The 16,949-nt window shown below is 72.9% G+C and carries 15 protein-coding genes; 6 read left to right on the top strand and 9 right to left on the bottom strand.

Annotated features, from left to right (window positions below):
- Nucleotides 1–32 precede the first annotated feature (32 nt).
- Together Vse01_RS25585 and Vse01_RS25590 are read left to right on the top strand one after the other, a co-directional pair.
- Nucleotides 33–1,172 carry an LLM class flavin-dependent oxidoreductase gene (locus Vse01_RS25585; RefSeq protein ID WP_093404241.1) on the top strand — a complete coding sequence of 380 codons (1,140 nt, stop codon included), beginning with the start codon at nt 33–35 and terminating at the stop codon, nt 1,170–1,172.
- Nucleotides 1,169–1,792, top strand: coding sequence for an FMN reductase (locus Vse01_RS25590; protein ID WP_093404240.1), 624 nt, complete (start codon nt 1,169–1,171; stop codon nt 1,790–1,792). The genes Vse01_RS25585 and Vse01_RS25590 overlap by 4 nt, the downstream gene beginning before the upstream one ends.
- A gap of 48 nt (nt 1,793–1,840) precedes the next feature.
- Here the strand turns inward: Vse01_RS25590 and Vse01_RS25595 are convergent, their stop codons facing one another.
- The 5 genes from Vse01_RS25595 to ppdK all read right to left on the bottom strand — a co-directional run bounded on the left by Vse01_RS25595 (nt 1,841) and on the right by ppdK (nt 9,705).
- Entirely contained in the window at nt 1,841–2,686 is an 846-nt protein-coding gene (locus Vse01_RS25595) for a universal stress protein (protein WP_093404238.1), read from the bottom strand.
- A gap of 66 nt (nt 2,687–2,752) precedes the next feature.
- Complete coding sequence (locus Vse01_RS25600) at nt 2,753–3,649, bottom strand: universal stress protein (RefSeq protein ID WP_093404237.1); 897 nt, start codon at nt 3,647–3,649, stop codon at nt 2,753–2,755.
- Nucleotides 3,650–3,672: 23 nt separating this feature from the next.
- Nucleotides 3,673–6,288, bottom strand: coding sequence for a cation-translocating P-type ATPase (locus tag Vse01_RS25605; protein ID WP_232511233.1), 2,616 nt, complete (start codon nt 6,286–6,288; stop codon nt 3,673–3,675).
- Between the two features lie 303 nt (nt 6,289–6,591).
- Nucleotides 6,592–7,032, bottom strand: coding sequence for a hypothetical protein (locus Vse01_RS25610; RefSeq protein ID WP_093404234.1), 441 nt, complete (start codon nt 7,030–7,032; stop codon nt 6,592–6,594).
- A gap of 12 nt (nt 7,033–7,044) precedes the next feature.
- Nucleotides 7,045–9,705: a pyruvate, phosphate dikinase gene (gene ppdK, locus Vse01_RS25615; RefSeq protein ID WP_093404232.1), complete on the bottom strand. Its 2,661-nt coding sequence runs from the start codon at nt 9,703–9,705 to the stop codon at nt 7,045–7,047.
- Between the two features lie 129 nt (nt 9,706–9,834).
- On the opposite strand from ppdK, the gene Vse01_RS25620 reads away from it, so the two are divergent.
- The 3 genes from Vse01_RS25620 (at nt 9,835) to Vse01_RS25630 (ending at nt 12,576) form a co-directional block, all read left to right on the top strand.
- On the top strand, nt 9,835–10,335 hold the full coding sequence (locus Vse01_RS25620; RefSeq protein WP_093404230.1) for a GNAT family N-acetyltransferase: 501 nt from the start codon (nt 9,835–9,837) through the stop codon (nt 10,333–10,335).
- A 49-nt stretch (nt 10,336–10,384) separates the two neighbouring features.
- On the top strand, nt 10,385–11,047 hold the full coding sequence (locus Vse01_RS25625) for a hypothetical protein (protein WP_093404229.1): 663 nt from the start codon (nt 10,385–10,387) through the stop codon (nt 11,045–11,047).
- A gap of 95 nt (nt 11,048–11,142) precedes the next feature.
- Nucleotides 11,143–12,576 (top strand): hemolysin family protein, encoded by a 1,434-nt coding sequence (locus tag Vse01_RS25630; RefSeq protein ID WP_093404227.1) that lies wholly within the window; start codon nt 11,143–11,145, stop codon nt 12,574–12,576.
- Between the two features lie 55 nt (nt 12,577–12,631).
- Here the strand turns inward: Vse01_RS25630 and Vse01_RS25635 are convergent, their stop codons facing one another.
- The 4 genes from Vse01_RS25635 to Vse01_RS25650 form a co-directional block, all read right to left on the bottom strand.
- The gene (locus tag Vse01_RS25635) at nt 12,632–12,961 is read right to left on the bottom strand and encodes a PRC-barrel domain-containing protein (RefSeq protein WP_093404226.1); all 330 of its coding nucleotides are present in this window, start codon (nt 12,959–12,961) and stop codon (nt 12,632–12,634) included.
- Nucleotides 12,948–13,328: a hypothetical protein gene (locus tag Vse01_RS25640; RefSeq protein WP_093404225.1), complete on the bottom strand. Its 381-nt coding sequence runs from the start codon at nt 13,326–13,328 to the stop codon at nt 12,948–12,950. Before Vse01_RS25640 ends, Vse01_RS25635 begins: the two co-directional genes overlap by 14 nt.
- On the bottom strand, nt 13,325–14,551 hold the full coding sequence (locus Vse01_RS25645) for an NRAMP family divalent metal transporter (protein ID WP_093404223.1): 1,227 nt from the start codon (nt 14,549–14,551) through the stop codon (nt 13,325–13,327). Before Vse01_RS25645 ends, Vse01_RS25640 begins: the two co-directional genes overlap by 4 nt.
- 218 nt (nt 14,552–14,769) lie before the next feature.
- On the bottom strand, nt 14,770–15,150 hold the full coding sequence (locus Vse01_RS25650) for a PaaI family thioesterase (protein ID WP_170863436.1): 381 nt from the start codon (nt 15,148–15,150) through the stop codon (nt 14,770–14,772).
- A 107-nt stretch (nt 15,151–15,257) separates the two neighbouring features.
- Here Vse01_RS25650 and tyrS point away from each other — a divergent pair, with 107 nt between their 5' ends.
- Nucleotides 15,258–16,550 (top strand): tyrosine--tRNA ligase, encoded by a 1,293-nt coding sequence (gene tyrS, locus Vse01_RS25655; protein ID WP_373870719.1) that lies wholly within the window; start codon nt 15,258–15,260, stop codon nt 16,548–16,550.
- Nucleotides 16,551–16,949 lie beyond the last annotated feature (399 nt).

Here is a 16,949-nt window from a genome sequence, read left to right on the forward strand (position 1 = left end):
ATGGCCCGGTCGGACGACACGAGGGAGCGGTCATGCAGTTCGGAGTCTTCACCGTCGGCGACGTCACGGTCGACCCGACAAACGGCCGGGAGCCCACCGAGGCCGAACGGATCAAGGCGATGGTGACCATCGCGCTGAAGGCCGAGGAGGTCGGCCTCGACGTCTTCGCCACCGGCGAGCACCACAACCCGCCGTTCGTGCCCTCGTCGCCCACCACCATGCTGGGCTGGATCGCCGCCCGCACCGAGCGGCTGCTCCTGTCCACCGCGACCACGCTGATCACCACCAACGACCCGGTGAAGATCGCCGAGGACTACGCGATGCTGCAACACCTCGCCGACGGCCGGGTCGACCTGATGATGGGCCGGGGCAACACCGGGCCGGTCTACCCCTGGTTCGGCCAGGACATCCGCAACGGCATCCCCCTCGCCATCGAGAACTACGACCTGCTGCGCCGGTTGTGGCGCGAGGACGTGGTCGACTGGAAGGGCAAGTTCCGCACCCCGTTGCAGTCGTTCACCTCGACGCCGCGCCCGCTCGACGGCGTACCCCCGTTCGTGTGGCACGGCTCCATCCGCAGTCCCGAGATCGCCGAGCAGGCCGCCTACTACGGCGACGGGTTCTTCGCCAACCACATCTTCTGGCCGGCCGAGCACACCCGGCGGATGGTCGGTCTCTACCGGCAGCGTTTCGAGCACTACGGCCACGGCTCGGCCGACCAGGCGATCGTGGGTCTCGGCGGCCAGGTGTTCATGCGGCGCAACTCCCAGGACGCGGTACGTGAGTTCCGCCCCTACTTCGACAACGCGCCGGTCTACGGCCACGGCCCCTCGCTGGAGGAGTTCACCGCGCAGACCCCGCTGACCGTGGGCAGCCCGCAGCAGGTCATCGACCGTACGCTCAGCTTCCGCGACTACGTGGGTGACTACCAGCGGCAGCTGTTCCTCGTCGACCACGCCGGGCTGCCGTTGAAGACCGTCCTGGAGCAGCTCGATCTGCTCGGCGAGGAGGTCGTGCCGGTGCTGCGCAAGGAGTTCGAGTCGCTGCGGCCGGCGCACGTGCCGCTGGCGCCGACCCACGCCTCGCTGCTGGCCGCCGCCGGGGGTGGCGGCGACAGCACCGTCCACGCCGTCGACGACGTCACCGGCCGGGCACCGGAGGGCGCCCGATGACCGTGCGTACCCTCGCCGTGGTCTCGGCCGGTCTCAGCCAGCCCTCATCCACCCGGCTGCTGGCCGACCAACTCGCCGCGGCCACCCGCGACGAGTTGGTCCGGCACGGCGAGCAGGTCGAGCTGCGCCCGGTCGAACTGCGCGAACACGCCCACGACATTGTCAACCATCTGCTCACCGGTTTCCCGTCGGAGCCGCTGCGGCAGGTACTGGACGAGGTCACCGGCGCCGACGGGCTGATCGCCGTCAGTCCGATCTTCAACGCCTCGTACAACGGTCTGTTCAAGTCGTTCTTCGACCTGGTCGACGCCGACGCGCTCGGCGGCCGTGCGGTGCTGGTCGGCGCGACCGGCGGCACCGCCCGGCACTCCCTGGCGCTGGAGCACGCGCTCCGTCCGATGTTCACCTACCTGCGGGCGGTGGTGACGCCGACCGCTGTCTTCGCCGCCCCGGAGGACTGGTCCGGCGGAGCCGTCGACGGTGCGCTGCGCGCCCGGATCGAGCGCGCCGGTCGGGAACTGGCCGAGCTGGTGCGGCACAGCGCCCCGTCCAGCGGACCCGTCGACCCGTTCGCCCTCACCACCAGCTTCGACCAACTGCTCAACGGCCGCGACGGCTGATCCCGCCGACCGGGCCGCCGACGTGACGGCGGCCCGGTCGAGCGGCGCTCACTGCTCCGGCTGGTACGGGTGGGCGATGAGCACCGGGCAGCGGGCGTGGTGCACAAGCGTCTGGCTGACCGAGCCGAGCAGCAACCCGGCGAAGCCACCCCGACCGCGCGATCCGGCCACCACGAGCGCCGCGTCCCCGGTCGCCTCGATCAGCGCCTGATCGGCCTTGGGCGCGACGATCACCCGCTCCTCCACGGTCAGCCCCGGGTGGCTGCCCTGCGCCGCCGCACCGGCGGTGGCGAGCAGGGCCGCCGCCGCCCCGTCGTCGTCGCCTTCGTCGGCGACGTGCATCAGCACCAGCGTCCCGCCGCGCCGGACGGCTTCCTCCGCGCCGTAACCGACGGCGAGTTCGGCCGACTCCGAACCATCCACACCGACAAGCACCGGACCCTCGGTCGGGATCGGACGGTCGGGCGGGCGGATCACCAGCACCGGGCAGTGCCCGTGCGCGGCGACCTGGGTGCCGACCGAGCCGAGCAGCAGCCCGGCGAAGCCGCCCAGACCCCGGCTGCCCACCACCACCAGCTCCGCCCGCCGGGACTCCTCGACCAGGGTCGCGCCCGGCCCGCCGGCCACCTGACGCACCTCGACCGTCAACCCCGGCCACCGGTCCACCAGTTCGGCGGCGGTCTGTTCGAGCATCTTGCGGCCGTCCTCCGACGCTGCCGGCACGCCCACCTCGTACGGGTTGATCGGCACGCCGTAGCCGAGCGGATGCAGGTAGCCGTGTACCAGGTGCAGCGGGCGGGACCGCCACACCGCCGCCTGCGCCGCGTGCTCCGCGGCCACCAGGCTCGGCGGTGATCCGTCCACCCCCACCACGACAGGTCGGTTCATCGTCACTCCATGAGTCGGTCAGGGCTCATTGTCGACGCGTCCCGCGGCCGGGACGCGTCGACACACCACCGGTCAGGTCCCCTCGACCGTACGCAGCCTCCGGACGATCGCCAGCGGGGAGTGGGCGTGGTGCAGCACGGCGTGGCTGACCGAGCCGAGCAGCAGCCCGCCCAGCGCCCCGCGCCCACGCGCGCCCACCACCACCAGTTGGGCGGTGCGGGACTCCTCGACCAGCGCCCGACCCGGGGAACCGCGCACCAACCGCCGCCGCACCGGCACCTCCGGATAGCGCTCGGACCAGCCGGCCACCGCCTCGGCGAGGAGGCGCTCCTCCTCGTCCCGGAAGGCGTCCAGGTCGTAGACCAGGGGCAGGATGTCACCGGGACCAGCCGGGGTCGGATAGAGCCAGGCGTGCACCGCAACCAGGTCGGTGCCGCGCCACGCCGCCTCCTCGAAGGCGAACCGGACGGCCTCCCGGGACAGCTCCGAACCGTCGACGCCGACCACCACCGGCCCATCCGCCCGCGATTCGCCGCGAACCACAAGCACCGGACCGTCCGCGTGGGCGCTGACCTGCACGGCCACCGAGCCGAGCAGCAGCCCGGCGAAGCCGCCCAGCCCTCGGTTGCCGAGGACGACCAACGCCGCGTCCCGGGCCTCGGCGAGCAGGACGGTGCTCGCCGCTCCGTCGACCACCTCACCGGTCACCGCCACCTCCGGGGCCACCTTGCCGGCCTCGGCGACGGCGTCGGCCAGGAACCGTTCGGCCTGGTTACGCAGCCCGCCGTCGGCCGGCGCACCCGGCGCGGGGCCCAGTGGCACCCGCATCAGTGGCCAGATGAACGCGTGCACGATCCGCAGCGGACGGTGTCGGTACGCCGCCTCCCGCGCGGCGGCGCGCACCGCGTGCAGGGCGATCTCGGAACCGTCCACGCCCACCACGACGGGGGCGCCGGAGTTGCTGGCCATCACGTCTCTCCTCACTTTGGCTGTCAGCCTGGCTCACCTGACGGCATCAGGGTAGGCAGGTCGGTTCTCGGTGCGCGCCGGGTCATCCGCAGCACCAGGCCGGGCAGAACACTCACCGCGCCGCAGGCCAGCAGCTCGGTGACGCCGAGGGCCTCGGTGCCGAGCAGTTCCCGCAGCGACGGCAGCAGCACTCCGGCCACCTGGAGCAGTGCGGAGGCGGCGACCGCGAGCGGCAGTGCCAGGTTGCTCCGCCGCTGTCCGCCCGGTCGTGGCGCGCGGACCGCCAGGGCCACGCCGAGCTGGGCCAGGCCGAGGACGATGAAGATCACCGACTGCCACGGCCGGTCCCAGTGGGCGGCGAGCACGCCGGCTCCCAGGGTCACCGCCGCGATCAGCGCGCCGCCGACCAGGATCTGCCGGCCCAGCCCCGCGCCGAGCACCGACTCCTGCGGTGAGCGTGGCACCCGACGCAGGGTGCCGGGTTCGGCCGGTTCGGCGCCCAGGGCAACCCCGGGCACCCCGTGGGTGAGCAGATTGATCCAGAGGATCTGGGCCGGCAGCAGCGGCACAGGCAGGCCGAACAGTGGCCCGAGCAGCATCACCGCGATCTCGGCCACCCCGCCGGAGAGGGCGTAGCGCAGGAACCGGCGGATGTTGTCGTAGATCCTGCGGCCCTCGCCGATCGCGGTGGCCACGGTGGACAGGTCGTCGTCGACCAGCACCAGGTCGGCCGCCTGCCGGGCCACCTCGGTGCCGCCGCCCATCGCCACCCCGATGTCGGCTCGGCGCAGCGCCGGTGCGTCGTTGACGCCGTCGCCGGTCATCGCCACCACATGCCCTCGGGACTGCAACCCGGCGATGATGTCGAGCTTCTGCTCCGGCTGGGTACGCGCGAACACCCGCGCCGCCGCCGGTGCCTCGGCGGGGTCACCGTCGTCGCCGCGTACCACCGGATCGCCGTCGGCCCACAGGCCCAGCTGACCGGCGATGGCCGCCGCGGTCGCCGGGTGGTCGCCGGTGACCAGCACGAGCCGCACACCGGCGTCGGCGAAGCCGTCGGCGATGTCCGGTGCTCCCGCGCGCAGCGGGTCGCCGACGGCGACCAGACCCACCGGACGCAGTCCCTCGGGGTGCGCGAGGTCGGCCGGTGGGGCGTCCACCAGGGCGGCGGCCACCGCCAGCACCCGCAGCCCGTCGCCGGCCAGCCGGTGCGCGGCGGCGGTCAGGCCGGCCAACTCGTCGGCGTCGGCGTCGAGCAGTGGCGTGGTGAGCACGTTCTCCGGGGCGCCCTTGCACACCACCAGGTAGCGACGGTCGCAGGAGCGGTGCACCGTGGTCATCCGGCGCAACTGCTGGTCGAAGGGGTGCTCCGCGACCCGGGGCCAGGCGTTGCGGGTGGTCTGCGGATCCAGGCCGCAGCGGGCCGCGAAGGCCACCAGGGCCGCCTCCAGCGGATCGCCCACCGCGCCCCAGCGGGGTCGCTCCTCGGTCGGCGGGGCGAGGGTCGCGTCGTTGCAGAGCAGCCCGGCCCGGGCCAGCCGGCGCAACTCGTCCGGCACCGCCACCGGCGCGCCGTCGCGGTGCACGGTGCCGTGCGGGGCGTACCCGCTGCCGGTGACACCGAACCGCTCGCCGTTGCCGGTGACCGCCGACTGCACGGCCATCCGTCCCTCGGTCAGGGTGCCGGTCTTGTCCGAGGCGATCACGGTGACCGAGCCGAGCGTCTCCACCGCGTGCAGCCGGCGGGGGATCGCCCGGGCCGCCGCCATCCGGCGGGCCCCCAGCGCCAGCGCCAGCGTCACCACCGCCGGCAGCGACTCCGGCACCGCGGCCACCACCAGGCTCACCGCGGTGACCGCCATGTCCACCAGGGGCCGACCGCTGAGCACACCGATGGCGAAGACCAGGCCGGACAACGCCACGGCGGCGAGACCGAGGATCCGGCCGAGCGCGGCGAGGCGGCGTTGCAGCGGCGTGGCCGCCGGCCGGGTGGTGGCCGCCAGGGTGGCGATCCGGCCCAGCGCGCTGGCCGCGCCGGTGCGTACCACGGTGCCGGCGGCCCGACCGGTCGTCACCACCGTGCCGGCGCTGGCCTCCTCGCCTGCCGCCCGGGACACCGGCACCGACTCGCCGGTCAACGCCGACTCGTCCAGGTGCAGCCGGCTCGCATCGTGCAGCAGCAGGTCGGCCGGCACCACGTCGCCGGATTCGACCCGGACCAGGTCACCCCGGACCAGCTCGGTGGCGGGCAGCACCGCGTCCCGACCGTCGCGGATCACCCGGGCGGTCGGCGCGGCGAGCTGGTCGAGCGCGGCGATGGCTCGGTCGGCGCGTACCTCCTGTACCACCCCGATGGCCGTGTTGACGGCGACCACGAGCAGGATCACCGCGGTGTCGGGGTAGTCCCGCAGCACCGTGGTGACCACGGCGGCGGCGAGCAGCAGCGCGACCAGGGGATCGGAGAGCTGGTGCACGACCCGGGCAGCCAGGTGCCGGCGGGGCGGTGTCGCGGCGGCGTTCGGTCCGTCGACCTGCAGCCGTCGGGCGGCCTCGGTCGAGCTGAGCCCGGTGTCGGGTGCCGCCGCGACGATGCTCTCCCTGCGTACGTCCCCGTCCGCGACCTGGACCTGTCCGGCCACCGTCCGCTCCGCCCTGTGCATCGGGCGTGCCCGGACGGCACGCCCCTTCGACACCAGCCTCGCCGAGACCGGCACCGCCCGGCAGGGGCGATCCGCCCGCCCGGCCCGGGACCAACGGCCCTGCCGGCCCGTCCCCACGCGGTGACGCCGGCACGCTGCTCGCCCGTCGGGGCCGGGCACCGACGTGCCGACCGACGTCGGTCATGATCCGGGCAACATCCGCGATGGTGCTGCCTCCGGCCGGCCGGAGGCAGCACCATCACCGAAAGTGCTCGCCGTGGCGTACCCGCCCGACGCTGCGGCTCAGCGCTCGGCGACCAGGCGGTGGGCCCGGAGCAGGCGGGCCCACCAGGGGCGGGCAGCCCGGGGAGCCGGGGCGCGTACCCCTCGGAAGCTGACCCAGCCGCCCGGGCCCATGGTCAGCCGTGCGACCGCGGGTGGCCGGCGCCGACCCAGCACCGTCACCCCGGCGGTGACCAGCCCGACGGCCAGCACCCCGGCGGTGGCGACCAGCAGCCGATCCGGGTCGGGCAGCGGCAGGTACCGCACGCGCCCGCCGGTCGCGACGAACACGCCGACCGGGCGTCCGTCGCGGGTCACCGGCAGCACAGCGGCCGGCGGCGTGCCAGGCAACTCCTGCACCGGCCCGACCGACAGCGGCGCTGCCGGCTGCGGCGCCGTTTCCGGGACCGGTCGGGGCGGGACCAGCGGCACCGGCCCGGTGGCATTGAAGATCGCAGTCATCTCGGGTACCTCCTATCGAGCGTCGGAGCCGGCGCAGTCGCGGGCCACCGCGGCCCGACCGGCGGCCAACCGGGCGATCGGCACCCGGTACGGCGAGCAGGAGACGTAGTCGAGTCCGGCGTCGGCGAAGAACTCCACCGACTCCGGGTCACCGCCGTGTTCGCCGCAGACCCCCACGGTCAGCCCGGGTCGCGCGGCCCGGCCCTCGGCCACCGCCAGGCGGACCAGCCGGCCCACCCCGGCGACGTCGACGGTCTCGAACGGCGACGTCTCGACGATGCCCCGCTCCAGGTAGTCACCGAGGAACGAGCCCTCCCCGTCGTCGCGGGAGAACGCCCAGGTGGTCTGGGTCAGGTCGTTGGTGCCGAGGGAGAAGAACTCCGCCTCGCCCGCGATCGCCCCGGCGGTCAGTGCCGCCCGCGGCGTCTCGACCATCGTGCCGACCGGGATCGGCGGCGCCCCCGGCACGGTGGCCAGCACGTCGGCCACCTCGGCCCGCACCGCGGCCAGCTCGTGCACGTCGACGACCAGCGGCACCATGATCTCCGGGCGCGGGTCGCCGCCCTCGGCCACCCGCCGTGCCGCCGCCTCCGCCACGGCCCGGACCTGCATCGCGAACAGGCCCGGCACCACCAGGCCCAACCGAACCCCGCGCAGGCCCAGCATCGGGTTGCTCTCCTGCATCCGGCGGACGGCGGCCAGCAGCACCGCGTCGCGGCCGGGGTCCTGCCCGAGCGCCTCCGCCCGGGCCACCCGCGCGGCCAACTCGGGCAACGGAGGCAGGAACTCGTGCAGCGGCGGGTCGAGCAGCCGGATGGTCACCGGCTGGCCGTCCATCGCCGCGAGGATCGCGACGAAGTCCTCCCGCTGCAACGGCAGCAGCTCCGCCAGCGCGGCGTGGACCTCGTTCAGCCCGTCGGCCAGGATCAACCGCTCCACCAGGGCGCGGCGGGCGCCCAGGAACATGTGCTCGGTACGGCACAACCCGACGCCGTCCGCGCCGAGCGTCCGCGCCCGCGACGCGTCGTCGGGGGTGTCGGCGTTGGCGCGTACGCCGAGCTGTCGCACCGAGTCGGCGTGCCGCAGCAGCCGGTCCACCGCCGAGACCAGCCGGTCGGACTGCGGCGCCAGGTCACCGGCGAGGTAGCGGGTCACCGGGGACGGACGGACCGGCACCTCGCCGAGGTAGATCCGGCCGCTGCTGCCGTCGATGGAGATGAGGTCACCGGCCCGGACCGTCCGGTCGCCGACGCGGAACTCGCCGCGCTCCGGGTCGATCTCCAGTGCCTCCGCCCCGCAGACGCAGGTGCGTCCCATGCCCCGGGCGACCACCGCCGCGTGCGAGGTCTTGCCGCCCCGGGCGGTGAGGATGCCGGCGGCGGCGATCATGCCGGGCAGGTCGTCGGGGTTGGTCTCGCGGCGGACCAGGATCACCGGCCCGTCCGCCGCGGTGGCGGCGGCGTTGTCGAAAACCACCCGTCCGGCGGCGGCTCCGGGCGAGGCGCCGACGCCGGTGGCCAACGGCTCCGGCGTGGCTTCCGGGTCGAAGGTGGGGAACATCAGCTGCGCGAGTTGCGCCCCGCTGACCCGGGTCAACGCCTCGTCCCAGCTGATCAGACCCTCGTCGGCCAGCTGCGCGGCGATCACGAACGCCGCCGCCGGGGTGCGCTTGCCGACCCGGGTCTGCAACATCCACAACCGGCCCCGCTCGATGGTGAACTCCACGTCGCACAGGTCCCGGTAGTGCCGCTCCAGTGTGGTCATGATCCCGGTCAGCCGGCGGTAGCTGGCCGGGTCGAGCCGGGACAGTTCGTCCAGCCCCACCGTGTTGCGGACCCCGGCCACCACGTCCTCGCCCTGGGCGTCGGACAGGTAGTCGCCGTACACGCCGGGCGCGCCGGTGGCCGGATCGCGGGTGAACGCCACCCCGGTACCCGAGTCCGGGCCCAGGTTGCCGAAGACCATCGCCATCACGTTGACCGCGGTGCCCAGGTCGTCGGGAATGTGTTCGCGGCGTCGGTAGAGCACCGCCCGGGAGGCGTTCCACGACTCGAAGACCGCCCGGATCGCCAGGTACAGCTGCTCGTGCGGGGCTTGTGGGAAGTCGTGACCGACCCGGTCGGCGAACACCTTCTTGTACGTCTCGACCAGCCCACGCAACTGCTCCGCCGTGGGGCCGTCCGGTCCGGCGGTGGCCCGCAACGCGTCCAGCTCTCGGTCGAACTCCTCGGCCGGCACACCGTGCACCGTCCGACCGAACATCTGGATCAACCGTCGGTACGAGTCCCAGGCGAACCGCTCGTCGCCGCTGATCCGGGCCAGCCCGGTCACGGTGGCGTCGTTGAGCCCGATGTCCAGGATGGTCTCCATCATCCCGGGCATCGAGTAGCGTCCGCCGGAACGGACGGCCAGCAGCAGCGGCTCAGCAGGGTCGCCGAGCCGCCGGCCCAGTCGCACCTCGACCTCTCGCAGGTGGGCGTTCACCTCGTCGAACAGTCCTTCCGGCACCTGCCGGTCGACGAGGTACGCCCGGCACGCGTCGGTGCTGACGGTGAAGCCGGGCGGCACCGGCAACCCGAGCCGGGTCATCTCGGCGAGGTTGGCGCCCTTGCCGCCGAGCAGGTCGGCCATGCCTCGACCGCCCTCGATGAAGTCGTACACGTACCTGGTCATGACCCGGCCTCCACTTCGCCGTCGATGCCTCTGCCTCGTTGGTAGCAACGCCGCCGCTGGTGGGGGCAGGGCCGAAAGCCGATCCGAACAGGGTCGCTGGTCCTCAACCGGGCCGCGTATGGTCGGCCGGTGACCGATGACCTGCGGCTACGCCCGGTACGCGAGGACGACCTGGTGGAGTTCTTCGTCCACCAGCTCGACCCGGAGGCCAACCGGATGGCCGCCTTCGGCGCCGAGGATCCGACGGACCGGCGGGCGTTCGCCGCGCACTGGGTCCGCATCCTCACCGGCCCGGAGAACCTGGCCCGCACGGTGACCGTCGACGACACGGTGGTGGGTCACGTGCTGGCCTTCCCCGTCGACGACGCGTTCGAGGTCAGCTACTGGATCGACCGGCCGCACTGGGGCCGTGGGTACGCCACCCGCGCCCTGACCGCGCTGCTGCGGGAGGTCACCCGCCGGCCGCTGTTCGCGCGGACGGCCACCGACAACGCCGCGTCGCTGACGGTGCTGCGCCGCTGCGGCTTCGTCGTCCGCAGCACCGAGCGGGCGTACGCACCGGGACGCGGCCACGAGGTCGACGAGTACGTCCTGGAACTGCCGCCGTCACCCGGCGCCGACCCGGCGTGATCCGCCCCCTGACACCGGGCCTGACCAGGGCGGCGACTACCCTCGCGGGGTGAACTGGCTGGAACTGGTCGGCTGGGCCGGCTCCGCGTTGCTGGTCTGGTCGCTGCTGCAGACGCGCATCCTGCGGCTGCGCGCCCTGAACCTGGTCGGTTGTGCCGTCCTGATCGGCTACAACGCCACGATCCGGGTCTGGCCCATGGTCGGGCTGAACGTGGTGCTGGCCGTGATCAACATCTGGTACCTGCGGCGGCTGCTCAGCACCCGCCACGACGAGCAGACCTACCAGGTCGTCGAGGTGGGGGCCGACGACGCGTTCCTGGCCCACACGCTGCGGGTGCACGCCGCCGACATCGCCCGGTTCAACCCGGGTTTCCGCCCGGACCGGCTGGCCGGCCGTGCGGCCTTTCTCGTCGTACGCGCGGACGAGGTCGTCGGTGTGGTGCTGGTACGCGACGCCGGCGACGGGGTGGCCCAGGTCGACCTGGACTACGTCACCCCGCCGTTTCGTGACTTCACCCCCGGCGAGTTCGTCTACCGGCGCAGCAGCCTCTTCACCGACCGTGGGTTCCGCCAGGTGGTGAGCCCGCCGGGCATGATCGCCCCGTACTACCACCGCCTCGGGTTCCGCCGGGCGGGGCAGTCGTACACCCTGGACCTGCCGGCACCGGCGCTGCCACCGCGCGATGATCCACCGCCCCCGACCGGGCGATGATTCGCCGCCGGGGCGAGTGGGCATAGGCACCGCTACGCCGGCGGGGCCACCACCGGCGGCGCCACGGCGCGCGGTCCAGCGAGGGAGAACCAGGCGTGCAGAGCTACTGGAGCCAGCTGGCCCTGGTCGCAGTCCTGATCGTGGTGAACGCGATCTTCGCCGGCAGCGAGCTGGCGCTGGTGTCGCTGCGCGACAGCCAGGTCCAACGGCTGGAGCGCACCGGGCGCACGGGCCGGGTACTGGCCCGGCTGGCCCGCGACCCCAACCGGTTTCTGGCCACCATCCAGATCGGCATCACCCTGGCCGGCTTTCTCGCCTCGGCAGCCGCCGCGGTGTCACTGGCCCGGCCGCTGGTCCCGCTGCTGGAGGGTGTCTTCGGCCGCGCCGCCGGCCCGGTGTCCGTGGTGCTTGTCACGTTGGTGTTGACCTTCGTCACCCTGGTCTTCGGTGAGCTGGCGCCGAAACGGATCGCCATGCAGGTTCCGGAGCGGTGGGCGCTGCTCGTAGCCCGCCCGCTCGACCTGCTCGCGGCCCTCACCCGGCCGGTGGTCTGGGTACTCGGTGCCACCAGCGACCTGGTGGTACGGCTGTTCGGCCTGGACCCGAAGCCCGAGCGGGACGAGATCAGCCCGGACGAGCTGCGGGACATCGTGTCCGGTCATCACGGCTTCACCAAGGAGCAGCAGACCATCATCGCCGGCGCGGTGGAGATCGCCGAGCGGCGGCTGCGGGCGGTGCTGGTGCCGAGGTTGCAGGTCTTCTGCCTGGACAGCGGCACCACGGCGGAGGCCGCCCGACTCGTGCTGGCCGCCTCCGGGCACTCCCGCGCGCCGGTGGTACGCCACGGCGGCCTGGACGATTCGGTGGGCGTCATCCACCTGCGGGATCTGGTCGGCGTCGGTGACGATCAGCCGGTCGACGAGTACGCCCGCCCGCCGCTGCTGCTGCCGGACTCGGTACCGGTGGTCGACGCGCTGCGCCGGTTCAAGGCCGAACGCCAGCACATGGCCCTGGTCGTCGACGAACGCGGTGCCGTCGAGGGCATCGTCACCCTGGAGGACATCCTCGAGGAGATCGTCGGGGAGATCTACGACGAGACCGACCGGGACGTCGGTGCGGTACGCACCGACGACGAGGGGGCGCTGCTGCTGCCGGGCACGTTTCCCGTCCACGATCTGCCCGACATCGGCGTGGAACTGCCCGGGCGTCCGGACGGCGACTACACCACCGTGGCCGGGCTGCTCCTGGCCGGTCTCGGCCGGATTCCCCGCGCCGGGGAGCATCTCACCGTCGACGCCTGGCGGCTGGAGGTGACGCTCGCCGACGACCGGGCGGTCTCCGGCCTTCGGTTGCGCCGCGCCACAGCGGCGGCCGAGGACCCGGACACCCCCGAGACAGCGACGCCCGCGGCCCCCGGCGCGGCCGAGGCAGCTACGCCTGCCACCCCCGACGAGCCCGAGTCGCAGACGGACGACAGATCGGGTACGCCGACCGACGGCTCTTCGGTGCTGGACGGCACCCGTCGTTGAGCGGGTCGCGCCTGGCCCGCCCGCGGTGACCGTCGTCGGGGCGGCACGGGCCTGCTCAGGCACGCTTCGAGTCAGCGCCCTCCGGCCCGCCCGAACCGCGCGGGCCGGGCAGCGGCGGGTCCAACCGCACCCGATCCATCGGCACCTGCCAGGTGCTCCGACCGAGCAGCCGGGCCAGCGCCCGGATCGCCCAGGGACCCGACGGATGCCGCTGCGGACCGATCAGCCGTCCACTCAACCGGCCGTACCAGTGCCGGGTGACGACCAGGTCGGTCAGCCGCAGCGGGCCGTCAGCGGGGCCGCGCAGCACGAGGTCCACGACCCGACCGAGACGGCGGCCCTGATGGTCGTACGCGGTCCGACCCAGCAGCTCACCCGCTCGCACGGCCGGCCCCCGGGATCCGATCGATCAGGTGTCGGCGCAACCACTCCTCCACCGGAGAGGTGGGCAGCTCGTCGGCCCGCACCCGCAGCCAGACCGCACTGTCCACCCGCGTGACCAGGGCGTACGGGATGCGCAACGGCGCCACCGGCCGATCCGTGACGAATCGTTCGGCGGTCAGCACCAGCATCCGGCCCAGCCGACCGCCGACCCGCTGCCCGAGCGCACCCGGGCCGGTGAGCAACGACCGCAGGTACGGCACGCCGTCCGCGCCGAGCCCGAACTCCACGTCGTCGACCTTGCCGACCAGCCGGCCGTCCCGGTCGACGAGTTGGCGATCGAGCAGTTCCTGGCTGACCTGGATTCTCACTGGCCCATCCTCGTACCGATCGCCAGCGGTACGGCGACGATCGAGGCGGCGAGGATTACCAGCAGCAGCACCGCGCCCAGCAGGTTGAGTGCCCGGCCGTTGACCCGGTCGCCCAGGTAGGTGCGGTCGTTGGCGACCACCAGGATCGGCAGGTAGGTCAGCGGCAGCGCCACCGCACTGATGATCAGCATGTATTCGGTGAGCGTCACCGGGTCGACAGTGGTGAGCAGCAGGAGCACGCCCAGCAGCACGCTGACCAGCAGCACCGTGTGGAATCGGGCCGCCTCGCGCGGGCTGACCCGTTTGCCCCACTGCCAACCGAAGTACTGCGCGGCGGCGTACGCGGCGGACAGGCCGGTCTCCAGCGCGGCGCCGAAGGTGACCGCGAAGAACGCCAGTGCCGCCACCGCCAGGCCAGCCGCGCCGAAGGCCAGCACCACCGGATGCGCGACCTGGTCGAGGCTGTCCACCGACAGGCCGGCGGGGCGCAGCACCACCGCCGCCGTGGCGATCAGCGACAGGGCGAGGAATCCGCCAATCGGGAAGCCGACCAGCACGCTGAAGCGGGCATCGGCCAGGTCGTCCGCGCTCCAGCGTTCCTCGACCCCGCCGGAGGAGAAGAAGAAGACCTCGTACGGGCTGACCGTCGAGGCGAACAGCGCCACCGCCACGAACCAGTACGCCCCCCACCCCTGACCCGAGTCGTCGGGTGTCACCGCGCTGCGCCCGAGCGCCGCCCAGTCGGTCGGCAGCCAGAACAGGGCGACGGCGAACACCACCAACGCGAGCCCGGCCAGCCCGAAGACCCGTTCCATCACCGGGAACCGCATGCGCCACAGCACCACCCAGACCGCGATCCCGGCGACAGGCACCCAGAGCAGGTACGGCACGCCGCTGGCCAGCCGCAACGCCAGCGCCACCCCGCCCAGCTCGGCGGCCAGGGTGATCACCGTGACCAGGTACGACGCCACCAGGTTGATCAGTGCCATCCGGGCACCGAGCCGTTCCCGGACCAGGTCGAACACCGCCCGGCCGGTCACCGCCGCGATCCGGCCGGCCATTTCCGCGTACGCGCAGATGGCGACCACCCCGAGCAGCAACACCCAGGCGTGCGCCATGCCGAAGCGAGCACCGGCCTGACCGGCGGCGACCAGGTCGCCGATGTCGACGAAACCACCGACCGCGGACAGGATGCCGAGCGTGGCGGCGAGGAGCTTCCTCACGTCGGCGGTGCGGGCTCGGTCATCGACGCGACGATAACGCCGCGAAAGCCGCTATCTACCCGAAACCGCCTTCAGTGCTGCTCAGGCATGGCGGCGACGATGAGCGGCGGTCGGGCCGCGCCCGGTTCCCGGGCCGACGGTGTGCTACCCGTTCGGCGAGCCCTGTCAGCCGGCCGCCCTCGTCGGTCCCGGCTCCGGTCAGTCAGTCCCGGCTCTTGTCAGTCGGCGGTCGGGTAGAGGTTCTGCAGGCGGACCTGGCCGCGGGCGACCAGCCGCCCGTCCGCGTCCGTGATCTCCACCTGCCACAGCTGTTGGCTCCGCCCCCGGTGCACCGGGGTGCCGACGGCAACCAGCTCACCCTCGTCCACGGCCCGTAGGAAGTCGGTCTGGTTGGACACCCCGACCACCCGCCCGCGCTCACCCAGCCAGACACCGGCACCCAGACTCGCCGCCGTCTCCACCACCGAACAGTGGACCCCGCCGTGCAGGATGCCGTACGGCTGGTGCAGCTCCGGGCGGACCCGCCAGCGGATCGTGACCCGGTCCCCGCTGATCTCGTCCAACTCCAGCCCGAGCAGGGCGAAGAAGCCACCCGACATGGTCGACACGTCCACGGCCACCTCCACGATCTTGGACTCGCCAGCCTAGTGCCGGTGCGTTCCGCCGGAACCCGGTAGGGCCGGACCGGCCTGATGGGGGACAATCGGTGACCGTGACCGACAGCACCCTCCCGCCGGTCCGGCGGGATTCCCTGACCGATGACCTGCGCTGGCGGGGTCTGCTCCAGGACTCCACCGACCCGGACGAGCTGCGCGCGCTGCTCGACGGCCCGGGAGCCGCCTTCTACGTGGGCTTCGACCCGACCGCGCCGAGCCTGCACGTCGGCCACCTGATGCAGGTCACCACCGCTCGTCGTCTCCAACTCGCCGGGCACCGGCCACTGCTGCTGGTCGGGGGCGCCACCGGGCAGATCGGTGATCCGAAGGAGAGCGCGGAACGGACCCTCAACCCGCCGGAGGTGGTGGCGAGCTGGGTGCAGCGGATCCGTGACCAGCTCGCGCCCTTCGTGTCGTACACCGGAGACCATGCCGCCCGCCTGGTCAACAACCTGGACTGGACCGGCGAGATGTCGGTGGTGGAGTTCCTGCGTGACGTGGGCAAGCACTTCCCGGTCAACCGGATGCTGGCTCGCGAGGTGGTGCGGGCCCGGTTGGAGAGCGGCATCAGCTTCACCGAGTTCAGTTACCAGCTGCTCCAGGCCAACGACTTCTTCGAGCTGCACCGGCGGCACGGCTGCCAGCTCCAGTTCGGTGGCTCCGACCAGTGGGGCAACATCACCGCCGGTGTCGACTACGTCCGGCGACGCGGGCTCGGGCCGGTCCAGGCGTTCACCACCCCGCTGGTGACCAGGTCGGACGGCTCGAAGTTCGGCAAGACCGAGGGTGGCGCGATCTGGCTCGATCCCGAGATGACCAGCCCGTACGCCTTCTACCAGTTCTGGATCAACGTCGACGATCGGGACGTGGGTCGTTACCTGCGCTACTTCAGCTTCCGCAGCCGCGAGGAACTGGAGGAGCTGGAGAAGGAGACCGCGGAGCGGCCGGCGTCCCGGGCCGCGCAGCGTGCCCTCGCCGAGGAACTGACCACCCTGGTGCACGGTGAGCGGGAGATGGCTCAGGTGGTCGCCGCCAGTCAGGCCCTGTTCGGCCGGGGATCGCTGGACGACCTGTCCGCGGTGACGCTGCGCGCCGCGCTCACCGAGGCCGGGCTGGTACGCCTCGACGACCTTCCCGAGGTGGCCGCCCTGTTCAAGGAGTCCGGCCTGGTGCCCAGCATGAAGGAAGCCCGGCGGGTGATCGCCGAGGGCGGTGCCTACGTGAACAACGTCCGCGTCGTCGCAGCGGACGCCGTGGTCTCGCCGGCGGATCTGCTGCATGGCAGGTACCTGGTGCTGCGTCGGGGGAAGCGGTCCTTCGCCGGGGTGGAGGTCGGCTCCTGACCACCGACCGACAGGTGTGACGCGGGACGCGCCCGGCGGATTTGACGATCAATCCGCCGGGCGCGTAACTTTCTCTCTGCCAGCGCGGAACGGACGAAACAGGGCGAAAGCCAAAGGCCGGAGCGCGGGTAGACCTTTCCGACCGGGTGGTTGATGTCCACCCTGTCGGAGCCGGGCGGTGCCCCAGATTCGTCGGGAGGCGGATTTGGCGGGGCGAAACCGACCGGGTATGGTTGACGACCGGCAGGGCCCCAGGCGCGCTAGCGGGAGACCGCAGCGGCTGGGCTGCCAAAACCACGATCGGAACGGCGGAAGCCGGCTTGATCGTGGTGCCCGGAGAAATGGGTTGAAGCGTGACAAAGCGGTGTGAGCCGGTTTGACACGGCAGAAACCACCGGA

Origin of the sequence: Micromonospora sediminimaris (assembly GCF_016863575.1) — a bacterium.
GTDB lineage: Bacteria > Actinomycetota > Actinomycetes > Mycobacteriales > Micromonosporaceae > Micromonospora > Micromonospora sediminimaris.